We start from the raw sequence: 21,557 nt of genomic DNA, 5'->3' as shown, positions 1-21,557 counted from the left end.
TTTCTGCGCGTGCCTGATCTTGTGCCGTTCACCGACAACTACCGCGACCTCTCCAACTCCGAGGGCTACCAGTTCGAGTTCCACTGCGAACGGTGTGGCAACGGCTACCGCTCCGCGTACGTGCGGGACAAGGTGGAGATGGGGCGCGGCCTGCTGCGGTCCGTCGGCTCGCTGTTCGGTGGCGCAGCGGAGAACCTGAGCCGCTCGGTCGAGCAGTGGCGCTACGACCGCGCGACGAACTCCCCGGCCAAGGACCGCGCGCTGACCGACGCGGTTGCCGAGGTGTCGCCCCAGTTCCGGCAGTGCCGGGGCTGCGGGCAGTGGATGTGCGCGGCGATGTGCTGGAACGACGACATCGGCCAGTGCCTGTCCTGTTCCCCGGCGGTCGCCGAGGAGATGTCCCGCGCGCAGGCCAGCGCCCAGCGCGAGCAGATCTGGGACAAGGCCAGGAACACCGACTGGACCGAGAACCTCGACCTCGGCACGCGAACCAAGGTCGAGTGCCCGAGCTGCAAGGCCAAGGTCGACGGCGGCAAGTTCTGCTCGTCCTGCGGCGGCCAGCTCGCCATCGAGGTGCGCTGCGGCGGCTGCGGCTCGACCACCAATCGTCCCGGCGCGGTGTTCTGCTCCGACTGCGGAAAACAGCTCTAGCATTCCGAGCGGAATCCGGAAACAGGTCGACGGCACGCCGTGGCGACGGTTGTTGGACTCGATTTCGCGGGGTAGTGGCGCGTCGGCTCGGTTCGGTTTCAGCCGATTCTTCGCAATCCGCCGGCGGGACGGACCCACGACGCGGTTGGCGGCGTCGGGGGAGAGGTTTGCGCAGGTCAGCTAGCTGGTCTTGCGGATCGCGTTGACCAGTCGACCCGTCCAGGGGGTCACGAAACCGATCTGGTCGCACTCGGGCTCGACGAGCGAATACAGCTCTCGGTCAACCTTGAAGGATTGGTTGCCAATGGTGATGGTGTAGACGCCGCGAGATTGGCGCAGTTGCTTGGGTGGCGTCGGAGCGCCGGACATCCGAAGGTTGTATCGGGGGTCCTCGACCTGTGCGTGCACCCAGCCGGTAATCGGTCGTACTCGTCCGACGAGCAGTTCAAGAACAGGCCGCCCCGCCGACCAGAGCGCATACGGCAGGCACACGACGAGCGGGACGAGCAGCACCCACGGATTGGTGTTCCTGGAGATCGGGTAGAGCACCGCCGTCACCACGGCGATGCCGAAGCAGGCCATGCCGGGGCCCGAACCCGCCAGGACGCGCCGCCGCTGGTTGGGGTGGAGCCGGCCGGCCAGGTTCGCCCGGTTGATCTCGTCCTGGTCCGACACGGCTCGTCCTCCACGGCTACTCGTGCTTGGCGGGCTCGGGCTGCCGACTCACTCAGCAGGCCACGAGTACTGCTCGGATCCCGCGTTCGTGTCCTCGACCTGTTCGCCCCTCGGCGCGGACTCGCCTTCCGGGCGCGCCTGCTCGTACGACTTGTTGGCGCTCTCCCAGCGGTCGAACTGCTCGTTCTCCTGCCGCCTGCCCTCGGCCGCGACGCCGATCGTGTCGGCCGAGTTCCACTGTGGACGCTGGAACTCCCAGCCGTCCCTGCGAGTGTGATCGACGGCCTGCTGCCACGAATCGGGCTTGAGGAAGCTCCTGCCGTCCTCGCTGGCCTTCGCCGCCGCGCCCTCCAGCGACTCAGGGGCGGTGTGGCTGGACCAGGATTTCTTCCACTCCTCGGCCTTCTGCTCGGCGGCCGTGCGGACGTGCCCCTCGGCCTTGGCGGCGTTCTCCAGCTCTTCCCTGGTCCTCGCGCCCGCGGCCTTGAGCGTCTTGGCCTTCTCGCTGGTCTTGACGGCCGTCTCGAGGCCCTTGTCGGCCAGCTTGCTGAAGCCCTTGCCGACCTTCTTCAGCGCGTTCGCCGCGGCCTCGATGATGCCCTTGGACTTGCCGGCCGCCTGGGCCAGCTTGCCGAGCTTCCCGACCACCTTGTCGATCTTGGTGGCGATCTTCTCGGCGAGGCTCGCGCCCTCCATCACCGTGTCGGTGATGAACGCCGCGATGCTGGCGCCGAAGGAGCACCACGAACTGGCCAGCGCCGCGAGGGCCTTGACGATCAGCCCGCCGACGAAGGACGAGATCAGGTCCCGGATCAGCCCGCGCTCGGTGCCGACCAGTGCCGCGCCGACGTTCATCGCCGTCGAGGCGGACTGCGCGTGGGTCGACGCGCCGCGCAGCGTCGCCGCGTAGTCCTTCGCCGCCTGCTGGTAGCCGTCCGCCGCCGCGCCCCGGTACGAGCCAGCCAGGTTGCCGGCCGACTGCTCGTAGCTGGTCGCGCTCTTCTCCAGCTGCTTTGAGATGTTGCTCCAGGTGACCGCCTTGGCGGTGACCGCGTCCGGGTTGCCGGCGAGCTTGTCCAGGCCGTCCTTGAGGAAGCTGATGTGCTCGATCAGCCAGCCGACGCCCGCGCTGGCCAGCGTGTCGAGCGGGTTCATCGCCGCGCCGAGCAGGTCGAGGCCGTCGGTGACGACGTCGCCGGCCAGGTTCGCCCAGTCGCCGTTGCTGGCGTCCTTGAAGGTCGCCGCGGCGTCGTTGAGGATGCCGGAACCACCGGTGGCCGACACCGCGGCCTCGCCGGAGTCCTTGCTGAAGTCGCCGAGCCCGACCAGCGTGTCCGAAGAGGACTCGGTCGTCGCGACGAGCGGGTTGCCGCCTTCCGCCATGCTCACACACCCCCGCAGATCTGGTCGAAGTTGTCCGCGTGCTCCTGGTCGGTGCTCTGGTAGGTCTCGCGCGAGTCCTTGAGCCGGTCGGCGACCTCGTGCCCGACGGTGGCCGCCTGCTGGAGGAAGTCGACGGCCGCGTCGACCCACCCCTGGATCGGCAGCGCGAAGATCTGCCCGACGATGCCGAAGGCGTCGATGTCGAACGCCGCTCCGCCGGAGTCCGACGCGCTGACCGCGGTGTCGACGTCAGCCGCGATGCCGCGCACGTCGGTCTCGTGCTGCTTGAGCTGCTCGAGGTCGACCTCGGTGCCTGCTCCGCCCATCACCAACCACCTCTCTTCAGGACCGGCCCGTGGCCCTCGTCCTCGTCGCCGTCGGTCTGCGGCGCCGGGGGGCGAGGCGGGGCGGCGGGGGGTGCGGGGCGGAATTCGGACGCCCGTTCCTCGTTGAAGACCACCCGCTTCTCGGGCTCGGACGCAGGCGACTCCTCCTCCGGTTCCTCCGGGGTCGGAATCTGTTCCTCGAGGAACTTCATGGCGTCGCTGTCCGTGCCGATCAGCGGCGCCATCACGGCGGTGACCTGCCGGGCCGCCGCCGCCTGGGCGCGGTGCGCGGTGGCCACGATCGCGGCGGCCAGCTGGGCGCGCGGGAGCTCGTCGGCCCGCGGCCCGAAGGACAGGTTCTGCAACGCGCCGCTGGCGTTCACCGTCACGGTGACCGCGCCGTCCTTGCTGGTCAGCGTGCTGGCCACGAGTTGTAGCTGCGCCTTGGCCTGCTCGGCGGCCTCGGCGATGTTGCCGACCTCTGCCCCGTAGGAGGCGACCCAGTCATTGGTAGCCACGGTGAAACCCCCGCGTCGTTCGTCGTCGATGTCTGCTCTGGCGATGGTTGCGGAATGTAGTCCGCCCGGCTACGCGACGCGTCGAGATCGGCATTTTCCCGATCTCCTCGGCCGGTTGTCTGCCCGTCGGCACTCGTGCCGACCGTCCTGCGGGTAACCTTGCCGCCGTCGACGATCGGTCCTCCGCCGTGTCCGGCCGGTGCGAGTTCGACCACACTTCGGCCCCTGTTGGCCCCTGTGACCGACCCCGTTTTGACCCGCGAGACAGCGGGAAGGTATCTTTGCTACTCGTGCCCGACCCATGTCGGGCCGCTCCGCGTGCCTGTGAGTGGCAGCTTGTTCGAAGCCGTCACGCCGGTAGGCGGCAGTCCTCCTGAATCCCGCTGGGACGCCACAGGTGCCTACCGGGCCGAGACTTGGGCGACACGCCCGACCTCGGGATACGGAGGGATCAAGTACACAGAGCTCGCTAGTAACGAGACGCGAACGGAAGAAGCAGCCGGTCTATGCCCACGATCCAGCAGCTGGTCCGCAAGGGCCGCCAGGACAAGGTCGCCAAGACCAAGACTGCGGCTCTCAAGGGGAGCCCGCAGCGACGCGGCGTGTGCACCCGCGTCTACACCACCACCCCCAAGAAGCCGAACTCGGCGCTCCGCAAGGTCGCCCGCGTGAAGCTGACCAGCGGCATCGAGGTCACGGCCTACATCCCGGGTGAGGGCCACAACCTGCAGGAGCACTCCATGGTGCTCGTCCGCGGCGGCCGTGTTAAGGACCTTCCGGGCGTCCGCTACAAGATCATTCGCGGTTCCCTTGACACCCAGGGCGTGAAGAACCGCAAGCAGGCTCGCAGCCGCTACGGTGCGAAGAAGGAGAAGAGCTAATGCCCCGCAAGGGTCCGGCCCCGAAGCGGCCGCTGATCTCCGACCCTGTCTACAGCTCGCCGCTGGTGACTCAGCTCATCAACAAGGTGCTGGTCGACGGCAAGCGCTCGGTCGCCGAGAAGATCGTGTACGAGGCGCTCGAGGGTGCCCGCGAGAAGACCGGCACCGACCCGGTCGTCACGCTCAAGCGCGCGCTGGACAACGTCAAGCCGGCCCTGGAGGTGCGCAGCCGCCGAGTCGGTGGCGCCACCTACCAGGTTCCGGTCGAGGTGCGCCCGGTGCGCTCCACCACGCTGGCGCTGCGCTGGCTGATCACCTTCTCCCGGCAGCGCCGTGAGAAGACCATGGTCGAGCGCCTGATGAACGAGCTGCTCGATGCGAGCAACGGTCTCGGGGCGAGCGTGAAGCGCCGCGAGGACACGCACAAGATGGCCGAGTCCAACAAGGCCTTCGCCCACTACCGCTGGTGATCTCGCGCCCGGCCCACCCGGCCGGGCACGTCCAGCCCCAGTGAGCGCGACCAGCTGCTCAAGACAAGGGACGAGACTCGTGGCACAGGATGTGCTGACTGACCTGGCCAAGGTCCGCAACATCGGGATCATGGCCCACATCGACGCGGGCAAGACCACCACGACCGAGCGGATCCTCTTCTACACGGGGATCAGCTACAAGATCGGCGAGGTGCACGACGGCGCTGCGGTGATGGACTGGATGGAGCAGGAGCAGGAGCGCGGCATCACGATCACGTCTGCCGCGACGACCTGCTTCTGGAAAGACCACCAGATCAACATCATCGACACGCCGGGCCACGTCGACTTCACCGTCGAGGTGGAGCGGAACCTGCGCGTTCTCGATGGCGCGGTTGCCGTCTTCGACGGCAAGGAGGGCGTTGAGCCCCAGTCCGAGCAGGTCTGGCGCCAGGCCACCAAGTACGACGTGCCGCGAATCTGCTTCGTCAACAAGATGGACAAGCTGGGTGCGGACTTCTACTACACGGTGAAGACCATCCAGGACCGGCTCGGCGCCAAGCCGCTGCCGATCCAGCTGCCGATCGGCACGGAGAGCGACTTCATCGGTCTCGTCGACCTGGTGGAGATGCGCGCGCTGACCTGGCGTGGCGAGGTCCAGAAGGGCGAGGACTACACGGTCGAGGAGATCCCGGCCGACATGGCCGAGATCGTCGCCCAGTACCGCGAGCAGCTGCTCGAGGCCGTCGCCGAGACCGACGACGACCTGATGGAGCGCTACCTCGGTGGCGAGGAGCTGACGGTCGCGGAGATCAAGGCGGGCATCCGCAAGATCGTGACCAACCGCTCCGCGTACCCGGTGATGTGCGGTTCGGCGTTCAAGAACAAGGGCGTTCAGCCCATGCTCGACGCCGTGATCGACTACCTGCCGTCGCCGGTGGACCTGCCGCCGGTCGAGGGCACGCTCCAGGACGGGGAGACCCCGGCCTTCCGCGCGCCCACCACGGCGGAGCCGTTCGCCGCGCTGGCGTTCAAGATCGCCACGCACCCGTTCTTCGGCAAGCTCACCTACGTCCGGGTCTACTCGGGCAGGGTCGCCGCCGGTACCCAGGTCATCAACTCGACCAAGGACCGCAAGGAGCGCATCGGGAAGATCTTCCAGATGCACGCCAACAAGGAGAACCCGGTCGACGAGGCCATCGCCGGTCACATCTACGCCGTGATCGGTCTGAAGGACACCACCACCGGTGAGACGCTCTGCGACCCGCAGGCGCCCATCGTGCTGGAGTCGATGACCTTCCCCGACCCGGTCATCCAGGTGGCGATCGAGCCGAAGACCAAGGCTGACCAGGAGAAGCTGGGCACCGCGATCCAGAAGCTCGCGGAAGAGGACCCGACCTTCAAGGTCAACCTCGACCAGGAGACCGGCCAGACCATCATCGCCGGCATGGGCGAGCTCCACCTGGACATCCTGGTGGACCGCATGCGCCGCGAGTTCAAGGTCGAGGCGAACATCGGCAAGCCTCAGGTGGCGTACCGGGAGACGATCCGCCGCAAGGTGGAGAAGTACTCCTACACCCACAAGAAGCAGACCGGTGGTTCCGGCCAGTTCGCCAAGATCCTCATCAACGTCGAGCCGCTGGAGAGCACCGACGGTGCCCTCTACGAGTTCGACAACAAGGTCACCGGTGGCCGCATCCCCAGGGAGTACATCCCGTCGGTGGACGCGGGCGCCCAGGACGCCATGCAGTACGGCGTGCTTGCCGGCTACCCGCTGGTCGGCATCAAGGTGACCTTGGTCGATGGTTCCTACCACGAGGTCGACTCCTCCGAAATGGCCTTCAAGATCGCCGGTTCCATGGCGCTCAAGGAAGCCGCTCGGCAGGCGAGCCCCGTGCTGCTCGAGCCGGTGATGGCGGTCGAGGTGACCACGCCCGAGGACTACATGGGTGAAGTCATCGGTGACCTGAACTCCCGCCGTGGCCAGATCCAGGCCATGGAGGAGCGCAGTGGTACCCGAGTCGTCAAGGCTCAGGTTCCGCTGTCGGAGATGTTCGGGTATGTCGGCGACCTGCGGTCCAAGACCCAGGGTCGTGCCAACTACTCGATGACGTTCGACTCTTACGCCGAGGTTCCCGCGAACGTGGCGAAGGAGATTATCGCGAAGGCGACGGGGGAGTGACCCCTAACCGGAGCACCGCACATTAGTGTGGGCTCTCCGGGGTGCCCCCCGGGGTCCGCACAATCGACCCTGACATGTCGTCGTCCGGCACCACCTAGTCGGCTCGGCGGAAGAAAAAGAAGTCCAGGAGGACAATCCAGTGGCGAAGGCGAAGTTCGAGCGGACCAAGCCGCACGTCAACATCGGCACCGTTGGCCACATCGACCACGGTAAGACGACTCTTACCGCGGCGATTTCCAAGGTGCTGCATGACAAGTACCCGGATCTGAACCCCTTCACGCCGTTCGACGAGATCGACAAGGCGCCGGAGGAGAAGCAGCGCGGCATCACCATCTCGATCGCTCACATCGAGTACCAGACCGAGAAGCGCCACTACGCGCACGTCGACTGCCCGGGTCACGCGGACTACATCAAGAACATGATCACCGGTGCCGCCCAGATGGACGGCGCGATCCTCGTGGTCGCGGCGACCGACGGCCCGATGCCGCAGACCAAGGAGCACGTGCTCCTGGCCCGCCAGGTCGGTGTGCCCTACATCGTTGTCGCCCTGAACAAGGCCGACATGGTGGACGACGAGGAGATCCTGGAGCTCGTCGAGCTCGAGGTTCGCGAGCTGCTCAGCGAGTACGAGTTCCCGGGCGACGACCTCCCCGTGGTTCGCGTCTCCGCGCTGAAGGCCCTCGAGGGCGACGCCGAGTGGGGCGCCAAGCTGCTCGAGCTCATGGACGCCGTGGATGAGAGCATCCCGGAGCCGATCCGTGAGATCGAGAAGCCGTTCCTGATGCCGGTCGAGGACGTGTTCACGATCACCGGTCGTGGCACCGTCGTCACCGGTCGTATCGAGCGCGGCGTGGTCAACGTCAACGAGACGGTCGAGATCGTCGGCATTCGCGAGAAGTCGATGTCGACCACCGTCACCGGCGTTGAGATGTTCCGCAAGCTGCTCGACCAGGGCCAGGCCGGCGACAACGTGGGTCTGCTGATCCGCGGCATCAAGCGCGAGGAGGTGGAGCGTGGCATGGTCGTCGTGAAGCCGGGCACCACCACCCCGCACACCGAGTTCGAGGCGCGGGTCTACATCCTGTCGAAGGACGAGGGTGGCCGTCACACCCCGTTCTTCAACAACTACCGCCCGCAGTTCTACTTCCGCACCACCGACGTGACCGGCGTCGTGACCCTCCCTGAGGGCACCGAGATGGTCATGCCGGGCGACAACACCGACATGAAGGTGCAGCTCATCCAGCCCATCGCGATGGACGAGGGTCTGCGCTTCGCCATCCGCGAGGGTGGCCGCACCGTTGGTGCGGGTTCGGTCAACAAGATCATTAAGTGATCTCGCTCAAATAAGTAGTCCCAATTTGGACTGCCACACTCCGGTGTGGCATCCTTAACGGGTTGCTCGGTGGGGCGGTCGGTCGTGTTCGACTCGGCCGCCCCACCACGAGCGGCCCGCGCCCTGATCCCGTTTGGGACCCACAGTTCGTTGCGGGAAGCGGCTCGCGAGAGTCGGGTCAGGGTGCACCGGGTCACAAGACTCATCCCACGGGGCAAGTGCTGTGGGACCGGTTTGTGCGCAGGGCGCGACACGCCCGACCGCGTGGACCGGGCACCGTGACATCTGAACAGGGGCGGAGCGCGCCTGGGTCCCCCAGTGGCCCCCGCAAGGCACCCGCACCGCAGCGGTACGAGAAGAGGAACGGCAAGCCATTATGGCGGGACAAAAGATCCGCATCCGGCTCAAGGCCTACGACCACGAGGCGATCGACGCGTCCGCGCGCAAGATCGTCGAGACCGTGACGCGCACCGGCGCTCGGGTCGTCGGGCCGGTGCCGCTGCCTACCGAGAAGAACGTCTACTGCGTCATCCGCTCGCCGCACAAGTACAAGGATTCGCGCGAGCACTTCGAGATGCGCACGCACAAGCGTCTGATCGACATCCTCGACCCGACGCCGAAGACGGTGGATGCGCTCATGCGCATCGACCTGCCGGCGAGCGTCGACGTCAACATCCAGTAAGCGTGCGGCGCACAGTGTTCGATTCCCTTTGGGGCGGAGAGTAACGAGACCGATGTCTGACAGGCAGATGAAGGGGATCCTGGGTACCAAGCTCGGCATGACCCAGGTCTTCGACGACAACAACCGGATCGTTCCGGTGACCGTCGTGAAGGCTGAGCCGAATGTGGTTACCCAGGTTCGAACCCAGGAGAAGGACGGCTACTCGGCCGTGCAGTTGGCCTTCGGCGCGATTGACCCGCGCAAGGTCAACAAGCCCGTGACGGGCCACTTCACCAAGGCTGGCGCGACTCCTCGCCGCCACTTGGTGGAGCTGCGCACCACGGACGCAGGCGAGTACGAGGTCGGCCAGGAAGTCACCGCTGAGGTGTTCGAGGCCGGCGCTGTGGTCGACGTTGTCGGCACCAGCAAGGGTAAGGGCACCGCAGGTGTCATGAAGCGTCACGGCTTCAAGGGTCTGAGCGCCAGCCACGGCACCCAGCGCAAGCACCGTTCGCCCGGCTCGATCGGTGGCTGTGCCACCCCGGGTCGCGTCTTCAAGGGCGTGCGGATGGCCGGTCGCATGGGCCACGAGCGCGTGACCACGCAGAGCCTGACCGTGCACCGGGTGGACCTCGAGGCCGGGTTGATCCTGGTCAAGGGCGCCATTCCCGGGCCAAAGGGCGGTCTGGTGTTCGTCAAGTCGGCCGCGAAGGGCGGTGCCTGATGACCACGGTTGACGTTCGCACCCCGGACGGCAAGACCGACGGCTCCGTCGAGCTGCCCGCCGAGGTGTTCGACACCCAGGCGAACATCGCGCTGATGCACCAGGTCGTCACGGCCCAGCTGGCCGCGGCTCGCCAGGGCACGCACAGCACGAAGACCCGCGGCGAGGTTCGCGGTGGCGGCAAGAAGCCCTACCGGCAGAAGGGCACCGGCCGCGCCCGTCAGGGCTCGACCAGGTCGCCGCAGTTCGCCGGTGGTGGCATCTCGCACGGCCCGCAGCCGCGTGACTACAGCCAGCGGACCCCGAAGAAGATGAAGGCCGCCGCCCTGCGCGGTGCCCTCTCCGACCGGGCCCGCGCCGGCCAGCTGCACGTGCTGTCCGGCCTCGTCGAGGGCGAGAAGCCGTCGACGAAGTCGGCGCGCAAGATCCTGGAGACCGTGACCGAGGCCCGCAAGGTGCTCCTCGTGCTGTCCCGCGCTGACGAGGTCAGCTGGGTCAGCGTGCGCAACCTCACCGAGGTGCACGTGCTCGCGGTCGACCAGCTCAACACCTACGACGTGCTCGTCAACGACGACGTGGTGTTCACCAGGGATGCGCTTGAGCTGTTCCTCGCCGGCCCGGCCCGTGGCCGCTCGGCGAAGGCGACCGCGCGCTCCAGCGAGGTTGAGGAGGAGGTCAAGTGATCCCCGACCCGCGTGACATTCTGCTCGCGCCAGTGATCTCCGAGAAGTCCTACGGGCTGCTCGAGGAGAACAAGTACACCTTCGTGGTGGCGCCTGGCACGAACAAGACCGAGATCAAGATCGCGGTCGAGAAGGTCTTCGGCGTGAAGGTCGTGAGTGTTAACACGATCAACCGCCAGGGCAAGCGGAAGCGCACCAAGACCGGCTACGGCAAGCGCAAGGACACCAAGCGCGCAATCGTGACGCTGTCCGCCGAGAGCAAGCCGATCGAGATCTTCGGCGGCCCGGCCGCGTAAGCGACCGGCCGCACCGACGACGAGGGACTGCTACAGAGATGGGCATCCGCAAGTACAAGCCGACGACGCCAGGTCGTCGCGGCTCAAGTGTCTCCGACTTCGCCGAGATCACTCGGTCGACGCCGGAGAAGTCGCTGGTCCGTCCGCTGCACGGCCGAGGCGGCCGCAACGCGCACGGCAAGATCACGACGCGGCACAAGGGCGGCGGTCACAAGCGGGCTTACCGCCTGATCGACTTCCGCCGCAACGACAAGGACGGCGTGCCGGCCAAGGTCGCGCACATCGAGTACGACCCGAACCGCACCGCGCGGATCGCACTGCTGCACTACTTGGACGGCGAGAAGCGTTACATCGTCGCGCCGGAGAAGCTGCGCCAGGGCGACATGGTTGAGAACGGCCCCAAGGCCGACATCAAGCCGGGCAACAACTTGCCGCTGCGCAACATCCCCGTCGGCACCGTGATCCACGCGATCGAGCTCCGCCCCGGTGGCGGCGCCAAGATCGCGCGGTCCGCCGGCGTGAGTGTGCAGCTCGTGGCCAAGGACGGCCCGTACGCCCAGCTGCGGATGCCTTCGGGCGAGATCCGCAACGTGGACGTGCGCTGCCGGGCCACGATCGGGGCGATCGGCAACGCCGACCACTCCAACATCAACTGGGGCAAGGCCGGCCGCATGCGCTGGAAGGGCCGCAAGCCCACCGTGCGTGGTGTCGCCATGAACCCGGTCGACCACCCGCACGGTGGTGGTGAGGGTAAGACCTCCGGTGGTCGCCACCCGGTGAACCCGGCTGGTAAGCCCGAGGGTCGTACTCGCCGCCGCAAGCCAAGCGACAAGCTCATCGTCCGGCGTCGTCGCACCGGTAAGAAGCGCTGAGCAGGGAGGGAGTGAAGGATGCCACGCAGCCTTAAGAAGGGCCCCTTCGTCGACGACCACCTGCTCAAGAAGGTGGACGTGCTGAACGAGGCGGGTAAGAAGACCGTCATCAAGACGTGGTCCCGTCGGTCCACGATCATTCCGGACATGCTGGGGCACACCATCGCGGTGCACGACGGCCGCAAGCACGTCCCGGTGTTCGTGTCCGAGGCCATGGTGGGGCACAAGCTGGGCGAATTCGCCCCGACGCGCACCTTCAAGGGCCACATCAAGGATGACCGCAAGTCGCGCCGCCGCTAGAGCGGGCCAGTGACGAGAACTAGCAAGAGCAAGGGGTAGCAGCGATGAACGCCCGTAACGACGCCAGCGGCGCGGAGGAGCTTCCGCGCGCCGTGGCTCGGGCTCGCTACGTCCGCGACACGCCTATGAAGGTGCGCCGCGTGGTCGAGCTCATCAGGGGCCGCAGCGCAAGCGAGGCCCTGGCCGTGCTCCAGTTCGCGCCGCAGGCCGCCAGCGGTCCGGTGGCGAAGGTGCTCGCCAGTGCCGTGGCCAATGCCGAGAACAACCTCTCCCTCGACCCCGACACCCTCTGGGTGAGCCGGGTCTACGTCGATGAGGGTCCGACGCTGAAGCGTTTCCGTCCGCGGGCCCAGGGCCGCGCGTACCGGATCCGCAAGCGCACGAGCCACATCACGGTCGAGGTGGAGTCGAGGCCGACCGAGAAGAAGACGGCCGGCAAGCCTCGTAAGACCAGCGCGAAGGGAAGTGCCCGGTAGTGGGTCAGAAGATCAACCCGCACGGCTTCCGGCTGGGGATCACCACCGACTGGAAGTCCCGCTGGTACGCAGACAAGCAGTACGCCGAGTACGTCGCGGAGGACGTCAAGATCCGCAAGATGCTCGGCCGTGGCATGGAGCGTGCTGGCATCTCCAAGGTGGAGATCGAGCGCACCCGTGACCGGGTTCGGGTCGACATCCACACCGCACGGCCGGGCATTGTCATCGGTCGCCGCGGCGCGGAGGCCGACCGCATCCGCGGTGAGCTGGAGAAGCTCACCAAGAAGCAGGTGCAGCTCAACATCCTCGAGGTGAAGAACCCCGAGTCGGACGCGCAGCTCGTGGCGCAGGGCGTCGCCGAGCAGCTGTCCAACCGGGTCGCCTTCCGTCGGGCGATGCGCAAGGCCATTCAGTCGGCCATGCGCTCGTCGCAGGTCAAGGGCATTCGCGTGCAGTGTGGCGGTCGTCTCGGCGGTGCCGAGATGTCCCGCTCCGAGCACTACCGCGAAGGCCGAGTGCCGCTGCACACGCTGCGCGCCGACATCGACTACGGCTTCTTCGAGGCCCGCACCACGTTCGGCCGTATCGGCGTGAAGGTGTGGATCTACAAGGGTGACGTGGTCGGTGGCCGTCGCGAGTCTGCCGCCGTCGCGGAGGCCCGCCCGCCGCGCCGCGAGCGCAGCGAGCGTCCGAACCGCGCTCGTCGTTCCGGTGCCTCCGGCACCACGCCGACGAGCACCGAGGCTGGCCGGGCCGCGGCCGAGGCACAGGCCGAGTCCGCCACCGCCGCCAGCGAAGCCGTCGCCACTGGCGCGGCCGAGAAGACGGAGGGCTGAGTCGTGCTCATCCCGCGGAGGGTCAAGCACCGTAAGCAGCACCACCCGGGTCGCTCGGGCGCTGCCAAGGGCGGCACGAGGGTGACGTTCGGCGAGTTCGGCATCCAGGCTCTGGAGCCGGCCTACGTCACGAACCGACAGATCGAGTCGGCTCGTATCGCGATCAACAGGCACATCCGCCGTGGCGGCAAGGTCTGGATCAACATTTTCCCCGACCGCCCGCTGACCAAGAAGCCTGCCGAGACCCGCATGGGTTCCGGTAAGGGTTCGCCGGAGTGGTGGGTGGCCAACGTCAAGCCGGGACGGGTTCTGTTCGAGATGAGCTTCCCGAACGAGACCGTGGCCCGCGAGGCACTGCGCCGCGCGATCCACAAGCTCCCGATGAAGTGCCGCATTGTCACGCGTGAGGGTGGTGAGTTCTGATGGCAGCGGGTTCCACCGCTTCTGAGCTGCGAGAGCTCACCGAGGAAGAGCTGGTGCTGCGTCTGAGGGAGGCGAAGGAGGAGCTGTTCAACCTCCGCTTCCAGATGGCCACCGGTCAGCTCGACAACAACCGGCGCCTGCGCACGGTCCGGCATGACATCGCCCGGGTCTACACCGTGATGCGGGAGCGGGAGCTCGGTCTTTCCGTGTCCCCCGATGCGGTTTCCACTGGTGAGGGTGCGGCATGAGTGAGCAGACGAACGAGACGGTGAACCGCAACGACCGCAAGGTCCGCGAGGGCCTCGTCGTGTCCGACAAGATGGACAAGACGATCGTCGTGGCGCTGGAAGACCGTAAGAAGCACCCGCGGTACTCCAAGGTCCTGCGCAGCACCACCAAGGTGAAGGCGCACGACGAGGGCAACACCGCTGGTGTCGGCGACCGTGTGTTGCTGATGGAGACCCGTCCGCTGTCGGCGTCCAAGCGCTGGCGGCTGGTCGAGATCCTCGAGAAGGCCAAGTAAGCTGGAAAGGTTGGCAAGCGGCCTCCGTGCCGCTTGCCGCCTTTCTGTGTAAGCGACCGAGCCTGTCAGGTCGGAAATCTGGCAGGCCATCGATGGTCAGGAGTTGAAGTGATCCAGCAGGAGTCGCGACTCCGCGTCGCCGACAACACCGGTGCGAAGGAAATCCTCTGCATCCGTGTGCTCGGCGGTTCGGGACGGCGCTACGCGGGCATTGGCGACATCATCGTCGCCACTGTCAAGCAGGCGATCCCGGGTGCGGGTGTCAAGAAGGGCGATGTGGTCAAGGCCGTCATCGTCCGCACGGTCAAGGAGAAGCGTCGTCCGGACGGTTCCTACATCCGGTTCGACGAGAACGCAGCGGTGCTGATCAAGAACGACAGCGAGCCGCGCGGCACGCGCATCTTCGGGCCGGTCGGCCGCGAACTGCGCGACAAGAAGTTCATGAAGATCATCTCGTTGGCGCCGGAGGTGCTCTGATGAAGGTGAAGAAGGGCGACACTGTCGTCGTTATCGCCGGCAAGGACAAGGGCGCCAAGGGCAAGGTCATCCAGGCCTACCCGGACACCAACAAGGTGCTGGTCGAGGGCGTTGGCCGGATCAAGAAGCACACGCGGGTCACGCAGACCCAGCGCGGCGCGCAGTCGGGTGGCATCGTCACCCAGGAGGCGCCCATCAACGTGAGCAACGTGATGGTCGTCGACTCCGACGGCAAGCCGGCCAGGGTTGGCTACCGCACCAACGATGAGGGCCGCCGCGTTCGCGTTTCCCGTCGCAACGGGAAGGACATCTGATCATGACCAGCACTGAGAAGGTCCTTCCCAGGCTCAAGACCCGGTACCGCGCGGAGATCACGGCGGAGCTGCAGAAGCAGTTCTCGTACGCGAACCCGATGCAGATCCCGGGTGTCGTGAAGGTCGTCGTGAACATGGGTGTCGGCGACGCCGCCCGCGACGGCAAGCTGATCGAGGGCGCGGTCCGCGACCTGTCCACGATCACCGGTCAGCGGCCCGAGGTCCGCAAGGCCCGCAAGTCCATCGCGCAGTTCAAGCTCCGCGAGGGCATGCCGATCGGCGCGCGCGCCACGCTGCGCGGCGACCGGATGTGGGAGTTCCTGGACCGCCTGCTGACCATCGCGCTGCCGCGTATCCGCGACTTCCGCGGCCTGTCGCCCAAGCAGTTCGACGGCAACGGCAACTACACGTTCGGCCTGAACGAGCAGTCGATGTTCCACGAGATCGACCCCGACTCGATCGACCGTCCGCGCGGCATGGACATCACCGTCGTCACCACCGCCACCAACGACGAGGAAGGCCGGGCGCTGCTCAAGCAGCTGGGCTTCCCTTTCAAGGAGAACTGACGTGGCCAAGAAGGCGTTGATCAACAAGGCCGCCGGTAAGCCGAAGTTCAAGGTGCGCGGCTACACCCGGTGCCAGCGCTGCGGGCGTCCGCACTCGGTGTTCCGCAAGTTCGGCCTGTGCCGGATCTGCCTGCGCGAGATGGCCCACCGCGGTGAGCTTCCGGGCGTGAGCAAGTCCAGCTGGTGACCCAGCCGCGAGGCTGATCACCCGCTGGACCGCTTCTGCCAGATTTCCCACTTCGCTGTAGGCCCGCCCACGACCGTCTCGGACCCTGGGCTGGGGAACCGCAGTGAGAAAGGTTGACAAGGTCACCATGACGATGACCGACCCGATCGCAGACATGTTGACGCGTCTGCGGAACGCCAATTCGGCATACCACGACGAGGTCGTGATGCCGCACTCCAAGTTGAAGGCGCACATCGCCGAGATCCTCCAGCGCGAGGGCTACATCGCTGGCTTCCGCAGCGTGGACGGCGACGTGGCCAAGAACCTGGTTGTCGAGCTCAAGTACGGGCCGAACCGGGAGCGCAGCATCGCGGGCCTTCGGCGCGTGTCCAAGCCCGGTCTCCGGGTCTACGCGAAGTCGACGAACCTGCCCAAGGTGCTCGGCGGACTTGGCGTGGCCATCATCTCGACCTCCGGTGGTCTGCTGACCGACCGGCAGGCCGGCAAGCAGGGTGTAGGCGGAGAAGTTCTCGCCTACGTCTGGTAGAGGGGGCTAGACATGTCGCGCATTGGTAGGTTGCCGATCACTGTCCCCGCCGGGGTCGAGGTGACCATCGACGGTCAGCTGGTGAGCGTGAAGGGCCCCAAGGGCACCCTCGCGCACACCGTCGCTGAGCCCATCACCGTCGAGCGGGCCGAGGACGGCACGCTCGAGGTGAAGCGGCCCAACGACGAGCGGCTCAACCGCTCGCTGCACGGGTTGTCCCGCACGCTGGTCCACAACATGGTGGTCGGCGTCACGCAGGGCTACGAGAAGAAGCTCGAGATCCACGGGGTCGGCTACCGCGTGCAGCTCAAGGGTTCTGACCTTGAGTTCGCGCTGGGCTACAGCCACCCGGTGAAGGTCGAGGCCCCCTCGGGCATCACCTTCGTCGTCGAGAACCCCACGCGGTTCTCCGTCCAGGGGATCGACAAGCAGCAGGTTGGCGAGATCTCGGCCAACATCCGCAAGCTGCGCAAGCCCGACCCGTACAAGGGTAAGGGTGTCCGCTACGCGGGCGAGAAGATCCGCCGCAAGGTCGGAAAGACGGGTAAGTGACATGAGCGAGTCGACTGCTACGAAGCGCAAGCCGGTGGGCAAGGACATCTCCACGAAGCGCCGTGTCGCCAAGACCCGACGTCACTTCCGCCTCCGCAAGAAGGTCGATGGCACCCAGGAGCGTCCGCGCCTGGCCGTGCACAGGTCCTCGCGGCACATCACCGTGCAGATCATCGACGACCTGACCGGGCACACCCTCGCGTCGGCCTCCAGCCTGGAGGCAGACGTCCGGGCGCTGGAAGGCGACAAGAAGGCCAAGGCAGCGAAGGTCGGCGAGTTGGCCGCCACGCGTGCCAAGGGCGCCGGCATCAGCAAGGTCGTGTTCGACCGTGGCGGCAACAAGTACCACGGCCGGATCGCCGCCCTGGCGGACGCCGCCCGCGAGGCTGGGCTGGAGTTCTGAGACACATGCACATCACTGGAATTGAGAGGGACGCCTGATGCCAGGACGCACGCGTCGCGAAGGCGGAGGGGGCGAGCGCGGAGAGCGCCGCGACCGCCGGGACGGTGGCCGCGGCGGGGCGGCCCAGGAGAAGACCCTGAACCTGGAGCGCGTGGTTGCTATCAACCGCGTCTCCAAGGTCGTCAAGGGCGGTCGTCGGTTCAGCTTCACCGCTCTGGTCGTCGTCGGTGACGGCGACGGCATGGTCGGTGTCGGCTACGGCAAGGCCAAGGAAGTTCCGGCCGCCATCGCCAAGGGCGTCGAAGAGGCCAAGAAGAGCTTCTTCCGCGTGCCGAGGATCGCCGGCACCATCCCGCACCCGATTCAGGGTGAGGACGCCGCTGGCGTCGTGCTGCTCCGCCCGGCGAGCGCCGGTACCGGCGTCATCGCCGGTGGCGCGGTTCGCGCCGTGCTGGAGTGCGCCGGGGTGCACGACGTGCTGAGCAAGTCGCTGGGTAGCGACAACGCCATCAACATCGTGCGGGCCACCGTGGCGGCGCTCAAGGGCCTTCAGCGGCCCGAGGAGGTCGCTGCTCGCCGTGGCCTGCCGCTCGAGGACGTTGCTCCCGCCGGCATGCTCCGCGCTCGCGCAGGGCAGGGGGTGTGACCGCGATGGCACAGTTCAAGGTCACCCAGATCAAGAGCACCATCGGCACCAAGCAGAACCACCGGGATTCGCTCAGGACGCTCGGTCTGCGCAAGATCCGCCAGTCGGTGGTGCGTGAGGACACTCCGGTCGTCCGCGGTCTGATTCACACCGTGCGGCACCTGGTGACTGTCGAGGAGGTCAACTGATGACCATCAAGATTCACCACCTGCGCCCGGCGCCTGGCTCGAAGACCGCCAAGACCCGCGTTGGTCGTGGTGAGGGCTCCAAGGGCAAGACCGCTGGTCGTGGTACCAAGGGCACCGGCGCGCGGAAGAACGTGTCGCCGAGGTTCGAGGGCGGGCAGATGCCGCTGCATATGCGGCTGCCGAAGCTCAAGGGCTTCAAGAACCCGTTCCGCACCGAGTACCAGGTCGTGAACGTCGGCGACATCGTTCGCCTGTTCCCGGAGGGTGGCGCTATCGACGTCGCCGCCCTCGTCCTGGCCGGCGCGGTCCGCAAGGGCCAGCTCGTGAAGGTGCTCGGCAACGGCGACATCGCCGGCGTCAAGCTCGACATCACGGCGAACGCCTTCTCCTCCAGCGCGGTGGAGAAGATCGCTGGCGCTGGTGGGACCACCACCAAGCTCTGAAGCTAGTTCAACGAAGCGGCCGGCAGGGTGCCCCCTGCCGGCCGCTTCGTCGTATCTTCGTGAGTGTGTCGCTCAGTCGATCGTGCCTCGTGGGACGACCCACTGGTGTTGTTGCCCGGTCATGTCCGCGATGAGCTCGAAGTCGCGGTCGTAGTGGAGCACCGTGAGGGCGTGTCGCTCCGCGACCGCGGCGATGAGCAGATCGGGCACCTTCCTGCCCTTGAGCCCGTGTTCGGCGAGCGCTCGCTGAACACCGCTCGCCCGGGTGTAGTCCTCGGGCTGCACGGTCACCTGCTGGAACAGTCTGACCGCGCGATTGATCTGATCCCACTCGTCGGCGTTTCGCGCGGAGAAACCCAGTTCCAGGTCCGACATGCCGCAGCGCCCCACGCGACGCTGGCTGAGGAGCTCACCAAGGACCTGCCGCACCGGCGCGGCCTTGAGCCTGGTGAGAACGCTCGTGTCGGCCAGGTGAGTCAGTGCCACGCAGCAGCCCTGTCGTCGAAGTCGAACGAAGCCAGGACGTCCAGGCTCGCGTTGACCTCGGGTCTCTCGACGTCGGATTCCGAGGCGAGTTGCAGCGCGGCGTTCACGGTGTCCTTGATCGTCTTGGTGCCAAGATGATCGCGCGCTGTCGCCAATGCGTCCTCGTCGAGATCCACCAGGTGCTTCATCCGTCGAGTATATATCCTGCGGGTGCCGTATATCCACGGTAGCGTCGGCCGGGTGTCGATCGAGCAGGAGCGGGGTGACCGGGTGACTGACGTACCGGCGGGCGTCCCCGAGGACCAGCGGTGGTTCTGGACGCCGGAATGGCAGGCCGGCGAGCGGGAGGCCAGCGAGGAGCTTGCGCGGGGTGAGGTGACCTTCTTCGCCGACGCCGACGAGCTCTTCGCTTACCTGACGGGCCCGATCGAGGAGTGAAGCCTGCCGCGGTGCGCCCGTTCGGCGGTTGCGGCAAAAGATCGTTACCCGGGAACCATGACTGGCTTCGGGGATGGCCTTCCCTGCTGTTAGAGTCGCTGGCTGTACCCGGGTGCGCCCGGGTCGGTTCTGGCTACCTGCTCGGAACCGCTTCAACCGTCGGCAAGTCGCTCGGCGGCCGGTGACACACCTCCGGCTGACGGGACGGCCATGCTCAGGAGGTCTCGCGTGCTCGGCGCCTTCCGCTCGGCTCTCGCGACGCCGGACCTGCGCCGCAAGATCCTGTTCACACTCGGGATCGTTGTGGTGTACCGGCTGGGTGCCACGCTGCCCGCACCTGGCGTGTCGTTCGCGAACGTCAAGAAATGCGCGGCTGCGGTCGACCAGCAGGGCATTTACCAGCTGATCAACCTGTTCAGCGGTGGCGCGCTGCTACAGCTGTCGATCTTCGCGCTGGGCATCATGCCCTACATCACCGCGAGCATCATCATCCAGCTGCTCACCGTGGTCATCCCGCGGTTCGAGCAGCTGAAGAAGGAAGGTCAGGGCGGGCAGAACAAGCTGACCCAGTACACCCGCTACCTCACCATCGCGCTGGCGATCCTCCAGTCGACCGGTGTGGTGGCGCTCGCGACGCGCGGTCAGCTGTTCCCGAACTGCCAGGACCCGGTGATTCCCGAGCAGGGCACGTTCAACCTGATCGTCCTGGTCGTCACCATGACCGCCGGCACCGGCGTGATCATGTGGCTCGGTGAGATCATCACCGAAAAGGGCATCGGCAACGGCATGTCGATCCTGATCTTCACCGGCATCGCGGCCCGCATCCCCGCCGAGGGCTCGAACATCTGGACCAAGGGTCCGCTGACCTTCACCGCGATCTGCCTGGTCGGCCTCGCCATCATCGCCAGCGTCGTGTTCGTCGAGCAGGGCCAGCGCCGCATCCCGGTGCAGTACGCCAAGCGGATGATCGGCCGCAGGATGTACGGCGGCACGTCGACCTACCTGCCGCTGAAGGTCAACCAGGCCGGCGTCATCCCGGTCATCTTCGCCTCGTCGCTGCTCTACCTGCCCGACCTGGTCTCGCGGCTGGCTGGCTCCAGCACGACGCCGTCGGGCTGGCAGCGCTTCGTGCAGACCTATCTCTCGCAGCAGTCGAGCTGGGTGCACATCCTCGCGTACTTCGCGCTCATCATCTTCTTCACCTACTTCTACGTCGGCATCACGTTCAACCCGGACGAGCGTGCCGACGAGATGAAGAAGTTCGGTGGGTTCATCCCGGGTATCCGACCGGGTCGACCCACCTCCGAGTACCTCAAGTTCGTGCTCGGGCGGATCACGCTGCCGGGCTCGATCTACCTTGGCATCATCGCGATCCTGCCGAACATGTTCCTGGACATCACTGGCCAGGGGCAGAACCAGAACTTCCCGTTCGGTGGCACCGCTGTGCTGATCATGGTCGGTGTCGGTCTCGACACCGTTAAGCAGATCGAGAGCCAGCTCATGCAGCGCAACTACGAAGGGTTCCTCCGCTAGTGCGACTCGTTCTCGTTGGCCCGCCCGGAGCGGGCAAGGGCACTCAGGCTGCCGTGCTCAGCGACCAGCTCGGCGTGCCGCACATCTCGACCGGAGACCTCTTCCGCGCGCACATCAGCCAGCAGACCGAACTCGGCCAGGAGGTACAGCGGTACCTCGACGCAGGCGAGCTCGTGCCGGACACGCTCACCAACGAGATGGTGCGCGAGCGGCTTGGCCAGGACGACGCCCAGCACGGCTTCCTGCTCGACGGCTTCCCCCGCAACGTGGCCCAGGCCGACGTGCTCGGCGAGATCCTGTCCCAGCAGGGCCACAGGCTCGACGCGGTGCTCGAGTTCCGGATCGACGAGGACGTCGTGGTGGAGCGCCTGCTCACCAGGGGGCGCGCGGACGACAAGGAAGAGGTCATCCGCCACCGCCAGAAGATCTACCGCGACGAGACCGCGCCGCTGCTCGACTACTACCGGGACATCCTGGTGACGGTCGACGCGGTCGGCGACGTCGAGGAGGTCACCGCGCGCGCGTTGGCCGCCCTGCGTGGCAGGCAGTGACTCGTGGCGGACTGCTCGATGTCCTTCGCCGGGCCGT

Annotated in this window: 35 protein-coding genes; 29 read left to right on the top strand and 6 right to left on the bottom strand. The window is 66.7% G+C overall.

Annotated features, from left to right (window positions below; genetic code table 11):
- The first annotated feature begins 9 nt into the window (after positions 1-9).
- Positions 10-651 carry a zinc ribbon domain-containing protein gene (locus F0L68_RS06560; RefSeq protein WP_223198548.1) on the top strand — a complete coding sequence of 214 codons (642 nt, stop codon included), beginning with the start codon at positions 10-12 and terminating at the stop codon, positions 649-651.
- Positions 652-831: 180 nt separating this feature from the next.
- Here F0L68_RS06560 and F0L68_RS06555 read toward each other — a convergent pair whose 3' ends face one another.
- Genes F0L68_RS06555 through F0L68_RS06540 form a run of 4 tightly spaced genes read right to left on the bottom strand, consistent with a single transcriptional unit; the run spans position 832 to position 3,553 of the window.
- The gene (locus tag F0L68_RS06555) at positions 832-1,326 is read right to left on the bottom strand and encodes a hypothetical protein (protein ID WP_149848544.1); all 495 of its coding nucleotides are present in this window, start codon (positions 1,324-1,326) and stop codon (positions 832-834) included.
- A 48-nt stretch (positions 1,327-1,374) separates the two neighbouring features.
- A complete protein-coding gene (locus tag F0L68_RS06550; RefSeq protein WP_223198547.1) occupies positions 1,375-2,709 on the bottom strand; it encodes a WXG100 family type VII secretion target in 1,335 nt (444 codons plus the stop codon).
- A gap of 2 nt (positions 2,710-2,711) precedes the next feature.
- Positions 2,712-3,035: a type VII secretion target gene (locus tag F0L68_RS06545; RefSeq protein WP_149848543.1), complete on the bottom strand. Its 324-nt coding sequence runs from the start codon at positions 3,033-3,035 to the stop codon at positions 2,712-2,714.
- The gene (locus F0L68_RS06540) at positions 3,035-3,553 is read right to left on the bottom strand and encodes a YbaB/EbfC family nucleoid-associated protein (RefSeq protein ID WP_149848542.1); all 519 of its coding nucleotides are present in this window, start codon (positions 3,551-3,553) and stop codon (positions 3,035-3,037) included. Before F0L68_RS06540 ends, F0L68_RS06545 begins: the two co-directional genes overlap by 1 nt.
- Positions 3,554-4,059: 506 nt before the next feature.
- On the opposite strand from F0L68_RS06540, the gene rpsL reads away from it, so the two are divergent.
- The 25 genes from rpsL (at position 4,060) to rplO (ending at position 18,512) form a co-directional block, all read left to right on the top strand.
- Positions 4,060-4,434, top strand: a complete 375-nt coding sequence (rpsL, locus tag F0L68_RS06535) for a 30S ribosomal protein S12 (RefSeq protein ID WP_025361387.1) — start codon at positions 4,060-4,062, stop codon at positions 4,432-4,434.
- Positions 4,434-4,904: a 30S ribosomal protein S7 gene (gene rpsG / locus F0L68_RS06530; RefSeq protein WP_149848541.1), complete on the top strand. Its 471-nt coding sequence runs from the start codon at positions 4,434-4,436 to the stop codon at positions 4,902-4,904. Before rpsL ends, rpsG begins: the two co-directional genes overlap by 1 nt.
- Positions 4,905-4,983: 79 nt before the next feature.
- The gene (gene fusA, locus F0L68_RS06525) at positions 4,984-7,083 is read left to right on the top strand and encodes an elongation factor G (protein ID WP_149848540.1); all 2,100 of its coding nucleotides are present in this window, start codon (positions 4,984-4,986) and stop codon (positions 7,081-7,083) included.
- 139 nt (positions 7,084-7,222) lie between these two features.
- Positions 7,223-8,416: an elongation factor Tu gene (gene tuf, locus F0L68_RS06520; protein WP_149848539.1), complete on the top strand. Its 1,194-nt coding sequence runs from the start codon at positions 7,223-7,225 to the stop codon at positions 8,414-8,416.
- A 376-nt stretch (positions 8,417-8,792) separates the two neighbouring features.
- The gene (gene rpsJ, locus F0L68_RS06515; RefSeq protein ID WP_003938093.1) at positions 8,793-9,098 is read left to right on the top strand and encodes a 30S ribosomal protein S10; all 306 of its coding nucleotides are present in this window, start codon (positions 8,793-8,795) and stop codon (positions 9,096-9,098) included.
- 52 nt (positions 9,099-9,150) lie between these two features.
- A complete protein-coding gene (gene rplC, locus F0L68_RS06510) occupies positions 9,151-9,801 on the top strand; it encodes a 50S ribosomal protein L3 (RefSeq protein WP_149848538.1) in 651 nt (216 codons plus the stop codon).
- Positions 9,798-10,484, top strand: a complete 687-nt coding sequence (gene rplD, locus F0L68_RS06505; protein WP_188316444.1) for a 50S ribosomal protein L4 — start codon at positions 9,798-9,800, stop codon at positions 10,482-10,484. Before rplC ends, rplD begins: the two co-directional genes overlap by 4 nt.
- Positions 10,481-10,780: a 50S ribosomal protein L23 gene (gene rplW, locus F0L68_RS06500; protein ID WP_149848536.1), complete on the top strand. Its 300-nt coding sequence runs from the start codon at positions 10,481-10,483 to the stop codon at positions 10,778-10,780. The genes rplD and rplW overlap by 4 nt, the downstream gene beginning before the upstream one ends.
- Before the next feature lie 38 nt (positions 10,781-10,818).
- Entirely contained in the window at positions 10,819-11,652 is an 834-nt protein-coding gene (rplB, locus tag F0L68_RS06495) for a 50S ribosomal protein L2 (protein WP_149848535.1), read from the top strand.
- A gap of 18 nt (positions 11,653-11,670) precedes the next feature.
- Positions 11,671-11,952, top strand: a complete 282-nt coding sequence (gene rpsS, locus F0L68_RS06490; RefSeq protein WP_149848534.1) for a 30S ribosomal protein S19 — start codon at positions 11,671-11,673, stop codon at positions 11,950-11,952.
- Positions 11,953-11,996: 44 nt separating this feature from the next.
- Complete coding sequence (gene rplV, locus F0L68_RS06485) at positions 11,997-12,428, top strand: 50S ribosomal protein L22 (RefSeq protein WP_149848533.1); 432 nt, start codon at positions 11,997-11,999, stop codon at positions 12,426-12,428.
- Entirely contained in the window at positions 12,428-13,264 is an 837-nt protein-coding gene (rpsC, locus tag F0L68_RS06480; RefSeq protein ID WP_149848532.1) for a 30S ribosomal protein S3, read from the top strand. Before rplV ends, rpsC begins: the two co-directional genes overlap by 1 nt.
- 3 nt (positions 13,265-13,267) lie before the next feature.
- Positions 13,268-13,687: a 50S ribosomal protein L16 gene (gene rplP / locus F0L68_RS06475; RefSeq protein WP_149848531.1), complete on the top strand. Its 420-nt coding sequence runs from the start codon at positions 13,268-13,270 to the stop codon at positions 13,685-13,687.
- The gene (gene rpmC / locus F0L68_RS06470) at positions 13,687-13,935 is read left to right on the top strand and encodes a 50S ribosomal protein L29 (RefSeq protein WP_149848530.1); all 249 of its coding nucleotides are present in this window, start codon (positions 13,687-13,689) and stop codon (positions 13,933-13,935) included. Before rplP ends, rpmC begins: the two co-directional genes overlap by 1 nt.
- Positions 13,932-14,210, top strand: coding sequence for a 30S ribosomal protein S17 (gene rpsQ, locus F0L68_RS06465; RefSeq protein ID WP_149848529.1), 279 nt, complete (start codon positions 13,932-13,934; stop codon positions 14,208-14,210). Before rpmC ends, rpsQ begins: the two co-directional genes overlap by 4 nt.
- 108 nt (positions 14,211-14,318) lie before the next feature.
- Positions 14,319-14,687 (top strand): 50S ribosomal protein L14, encoded by a 369-nt coding sequence (gene rplN / locus F0L68_RS06460; RefSeq protein ID WP_149848528.1) that lies wholly within the window; start codon positions 14,319-14,321, stop codon positions 14,685-14,687.
- The gene (gene rplX, locus F0L68_RS06455; protein ID WP_149848527.1) at positions 14,687-15,001 is read left to right on the top strand and encodes a 50S ribosomal protein L24; all 315 of its coding nucleotides are present in this window, start codon (positions 14,687-14,689) and stop codon (positions 14,999-15,001) included. The genes rplN and rplX overlap by 1 nt, the downstream gene beginning before the upstream one ends.
- Positions 15,002-15,003: 2 nt before the next feature.
- Positions 15,004-15,567, top strand: a complete 564-nt coding sequence (gene rplE, locus F0L68_RS06450; RefSeq protein ID WP_149848526.1) for a 50S ribosomal protein L5 — start codon at positions 15,004-15,006, stop codon at positions 15,565-15,567.
- Between the two features lies 1 nt (position 15,568).
- Positions 15,569-15,754 carry a type Z 30S ribosomal protein S14 gene (locus tag F0L68_RS06445; protein ID WP_149848525.1) on the top strand — a complete coding sequence of 62 codons (186 nt, stop codon included), beginning with the start codon at positions 15,569-15,571 and terminating at the stop codon, positions 15,752-15,754.
- Positions 15,755-15,881: 127 nt separating this feature from the next.
- Positions 15,882-16,280, top strand: coding sequence for a 30S ribosomal protein S8 (rpsH, locus tag F0L68_RS06440; protein ID WP_149848737.1), 399 nt, complete (start codon positions 15,882-15,884; stop codon positions 16,278-16,280).
- Positions 16,281-16,292: 12 nt separating this feature from the next.
- The gene (gene rplF, locus F0L68_RS06435; protein ID WP_149848524.1) at positions 16,293-16,832 is read left to right on the top strand and encodes a 50S ribosomal protein L6; all 540 of its coding nucleotides are present in this window, start codon (positions 16,293-16,295) and stop codon (positions 16,830-16,832) included.
- A 1-nt stretch (position 16,833) separates the two neighbouring features.
- The gene (gene rplR / locus F0L68_RS06430; RefSeq protein WP_149848523.1) at positions 16,834-17,235 is read left to right on the top strand and encodes a 50S ribosomal protein L18; all 402 of its coding nucleotides are present in this window, start codon (positions 16,834-16,836) and stop codon (positions 17,233-17,235) included.
- A gap of 37 nt (positions 17,236-17,272) precedes the next feature.
- Complete coding sequence (gene rpsE / locus F0L68_RS06425; protein ID WP_149848522.1) at positions 17,273-17,881, top strand: 30S ribosomal protein S5; 609 nt, start codon at positions 17,273-17,275, stop codon at positions 17,879-17,881.
- 5 nt (positions 17,882-17,886) lie between these two features.
- Positions 17,887-18,069 (top strand): 50S ribosomal protein L30, encoded by a 183-nt coding sequence (rpmD, locus tag F0L68_RS06420; RefSeq protein WP_149848521.1) that lies wholly within the window; start codon positions 17,887-17,889, stop codon positions 18,067-18,069.
- The gene (gene rplO, locus F0L68_RS06415) at positions 18,069-18,512 is read left to right on the top strand and encodes a 50S ribosomal protein L15 (protein WP_149848520.1); all 444 of its coding nucleotides are present in this window, start codon (positions 18,069-18,071) and stop codon (positions 18,510-18,512) included. The genes rpmD and rplO overlap by 1 nt, the downstream gene beginning before the upstream one ends.
- A gap of 72 nt (positions 18,513-18,584) precedes the next feature.
- Here rplO and F0L68_RS06410 read toward each other — a convergent pair whose 3' ends face one another.
- Positions 18,585-18,998, bottom strand: a complete 414-nt coding sequence (locus F0L68_RS06410; RefSeq protein ID WP_188316423.1) for a PIN domain nuclease — start codon at positions 18,996-18,998, stop codon at positions 18,585-18,587.
- On the bottom strand, positions 18,989-19,186 hold the full coding sequence (locus tag F0L68_RS06405; RefSeq protein ID WP_149848519.1) for a hypothetical protein: 198 nt from the start codon (positions 19,184-19,186) through the stop codon (positions 18,989-18,991). The genes F0L68_RS06410 and F0L68_RS06405 overlap by 10 nt, the downstream gene beginning before the upstream one ends.
- A gap of 52 nt (positions 19,187-19,238) precedes the next feature.
- Between F0L68_RS06405 and F0L68_RS06400 the strand changes: the two genes are divergently transcribed.
- The 3 genes from F0L68_RS06400 to F0L68_RS06390 all read left to right on the top strand — a co-directional run bounded on the left by F0L68_RS06400 (position 19,239) and on the right by F0L68_RS06390 (position 21,520).
- Entirely contained in the window at positions 19,239-19,436 is a 198-nt protein-coding gene (locus F0L68_RS06400; RefSeq protein WP_149848518.1) for a hypothetical protein, read from the top strand.
- Positions 19,437-19,664: 228 nt separating this feature from the next.
- A complete protein-coding gene (secY, locus tag F0L68_RS06395) occupies positions 19,665-20,969 on the top strand; it encodes a preprotein translocase subunit SecY (RefSeq protein WP_149848517.1) in 1,305 nt (434 codons plus the stop codon).
- Complete coding sequence (locus F0L68_RS06390) at positions 20,969-21,520, top strand: adenylate kinase (RefSeq protein WP_149848516.1); 552 nt, start codon at positions 20,969-20,971, stop codon at positions 21,518-21,520. Before secY ends, F0L68_RS06390 begins: the two co-directional genes overlap by 1 nt.
- Positions 21,521-21,557 lie beyond the last annotated feature (37 nt).

The organism is Solihabitans fulvus, assembly GCF_008386585.1.
In the GTDB taxonomy this organism is placed as follows: Bacteria; Actinomycetota; Actinomycetes; order Mycobacteriales; family Pseudonocardiaceae; genus Solihabitans; species Solihabitans fulvus.
This window is presented reverse-complemented; position numbering and strand designations above follow the sequence as displayed.

Coding starts and splice junctions, on each gene's coding strand:
- F0L68_RS06550 (WP_223198547.1), bottom strand. CDS start 2,709: ATGGCGGAAGGCGGCAACCCGCTCGTCGCGACGACCGAGTCCTCTTCG.
- F0L68_RS06545 (WP_149848543.1), bottom strand. CDS start 3,035: ATGGGCGGAGCAGGCACCGAGGTCGACCTCGAGCAGCTCAAGCAGCAC.
- rpsL (WP_025361387.1), top strand. CDS start 4,060: ATGCCCACGATCCAGCAGCTGGTCCGCAAGGGCCGCCAGGACAAGGTC.
- rpsG (WP_149848541.1), top strand. CDS start 4,434: ATGCCCCGCAAGGGTCCGGCCCCGAAGCGGCCGCTGATCTCCGACCCT.
- rpsJ (WP_003938093.1), top strand. CDS start 8,793: ATGGCGGGACAAAAGATCCGCATCCGGCTCAAGGCCTACGACCACGAG.
- rplC (WP_149848538.1), top strand. CDS start 9,151: ATGTCTGACAGGCAGATGAAGGGGATCCTGGGTACCAAGCTCGGCATG.
- rplB (WP_149848535.1), top strand. CDS start 10,819: ATGGGCATCCGCAAGTACAAGCCGACGACGCCAGGTCGTCGCGGCTCA.
- rpsS (WP_149848534.1), top strand. CDS start 11,671: ATGCCACGCAGCCTTAAGAAGGGCCCCTTCGTCGACGACCACCTGCTC.
- rplV (WP_149848533.1), top strand. CDS start 11,997: ATGAACGCCCGTAACGACGCCAGCGGCGCGGAGGAGCTTCCGCGCGCC.
- rpmC (WP_149848530.1), top strand. CDS start 13,687: ATGGCAGCGGGTTCCACCGCTTCTGAGCTGCGAGAGCTCACCGAGGAA.
- rpsQ (WP_149848529.1), top strand. CDS start 13,932: ATGAGTGAGCAGACGAACGAGACGGTGAACCGCAACGACCGCAAGGTC.
- rplX (WP_149848527.1), top strand. CDS start 14,687: ATGAAGGTGAAGAAGGGCGACACTGTCGTCGTTATCGCCGGCAAGGAC.
- rplE (WP_149848526.1), top strand. CDS start 15,004: ATGACCAGCACTGAGAAGGTCCTTCCCAGGCTCAAGACCCGGTACCGC.
- rpsH (WP_149848737.1), top strand. CDS start 15,882: ATGACGATGACCGACCCGATCGCAGACATGTTGACGCGTCTGCGGAAC.
- rplF (WP_149848524.1), top strand. CDS start 16,293: ATGTCGCGCATTGGTAGGTTGCCGATCACTGTCCCCGCCGGGGTCGAG.
- rplR (WP_149848523.1), top strand. CDS start 16,834: ATGAGCGAGTCGACTGCTACGAAGCGCAAGCCGGTGGGCAAGGACATC.
- rpsE (WP_149848522.1), top strand. CDS start 17,273: ATGCCAGGACGCACGCGTCGCGAAGGCGGAGGGGGCGAGCGCGGAGAG.
- rpmD (WP_149848521.1), top strand. CDS start 17,887: ATGGCACAGTTCAAGGTCACCCAGATCAAGAGCACCATCGGCACCAAG.
- rplO (WP_149848520.1), top strand. CDS start 18,069: ATGACCATCAAGATTCACCACCTGCGCCCGGCGCCTGGCTCGAAGACC.
- F0L68_RS06405 (WP_149848519.1), bottom strand. CDS start 19,186: ATGAAGCACCTGGTGGATCTCGACGAGGACGCATTGGCGACAGCGCGC.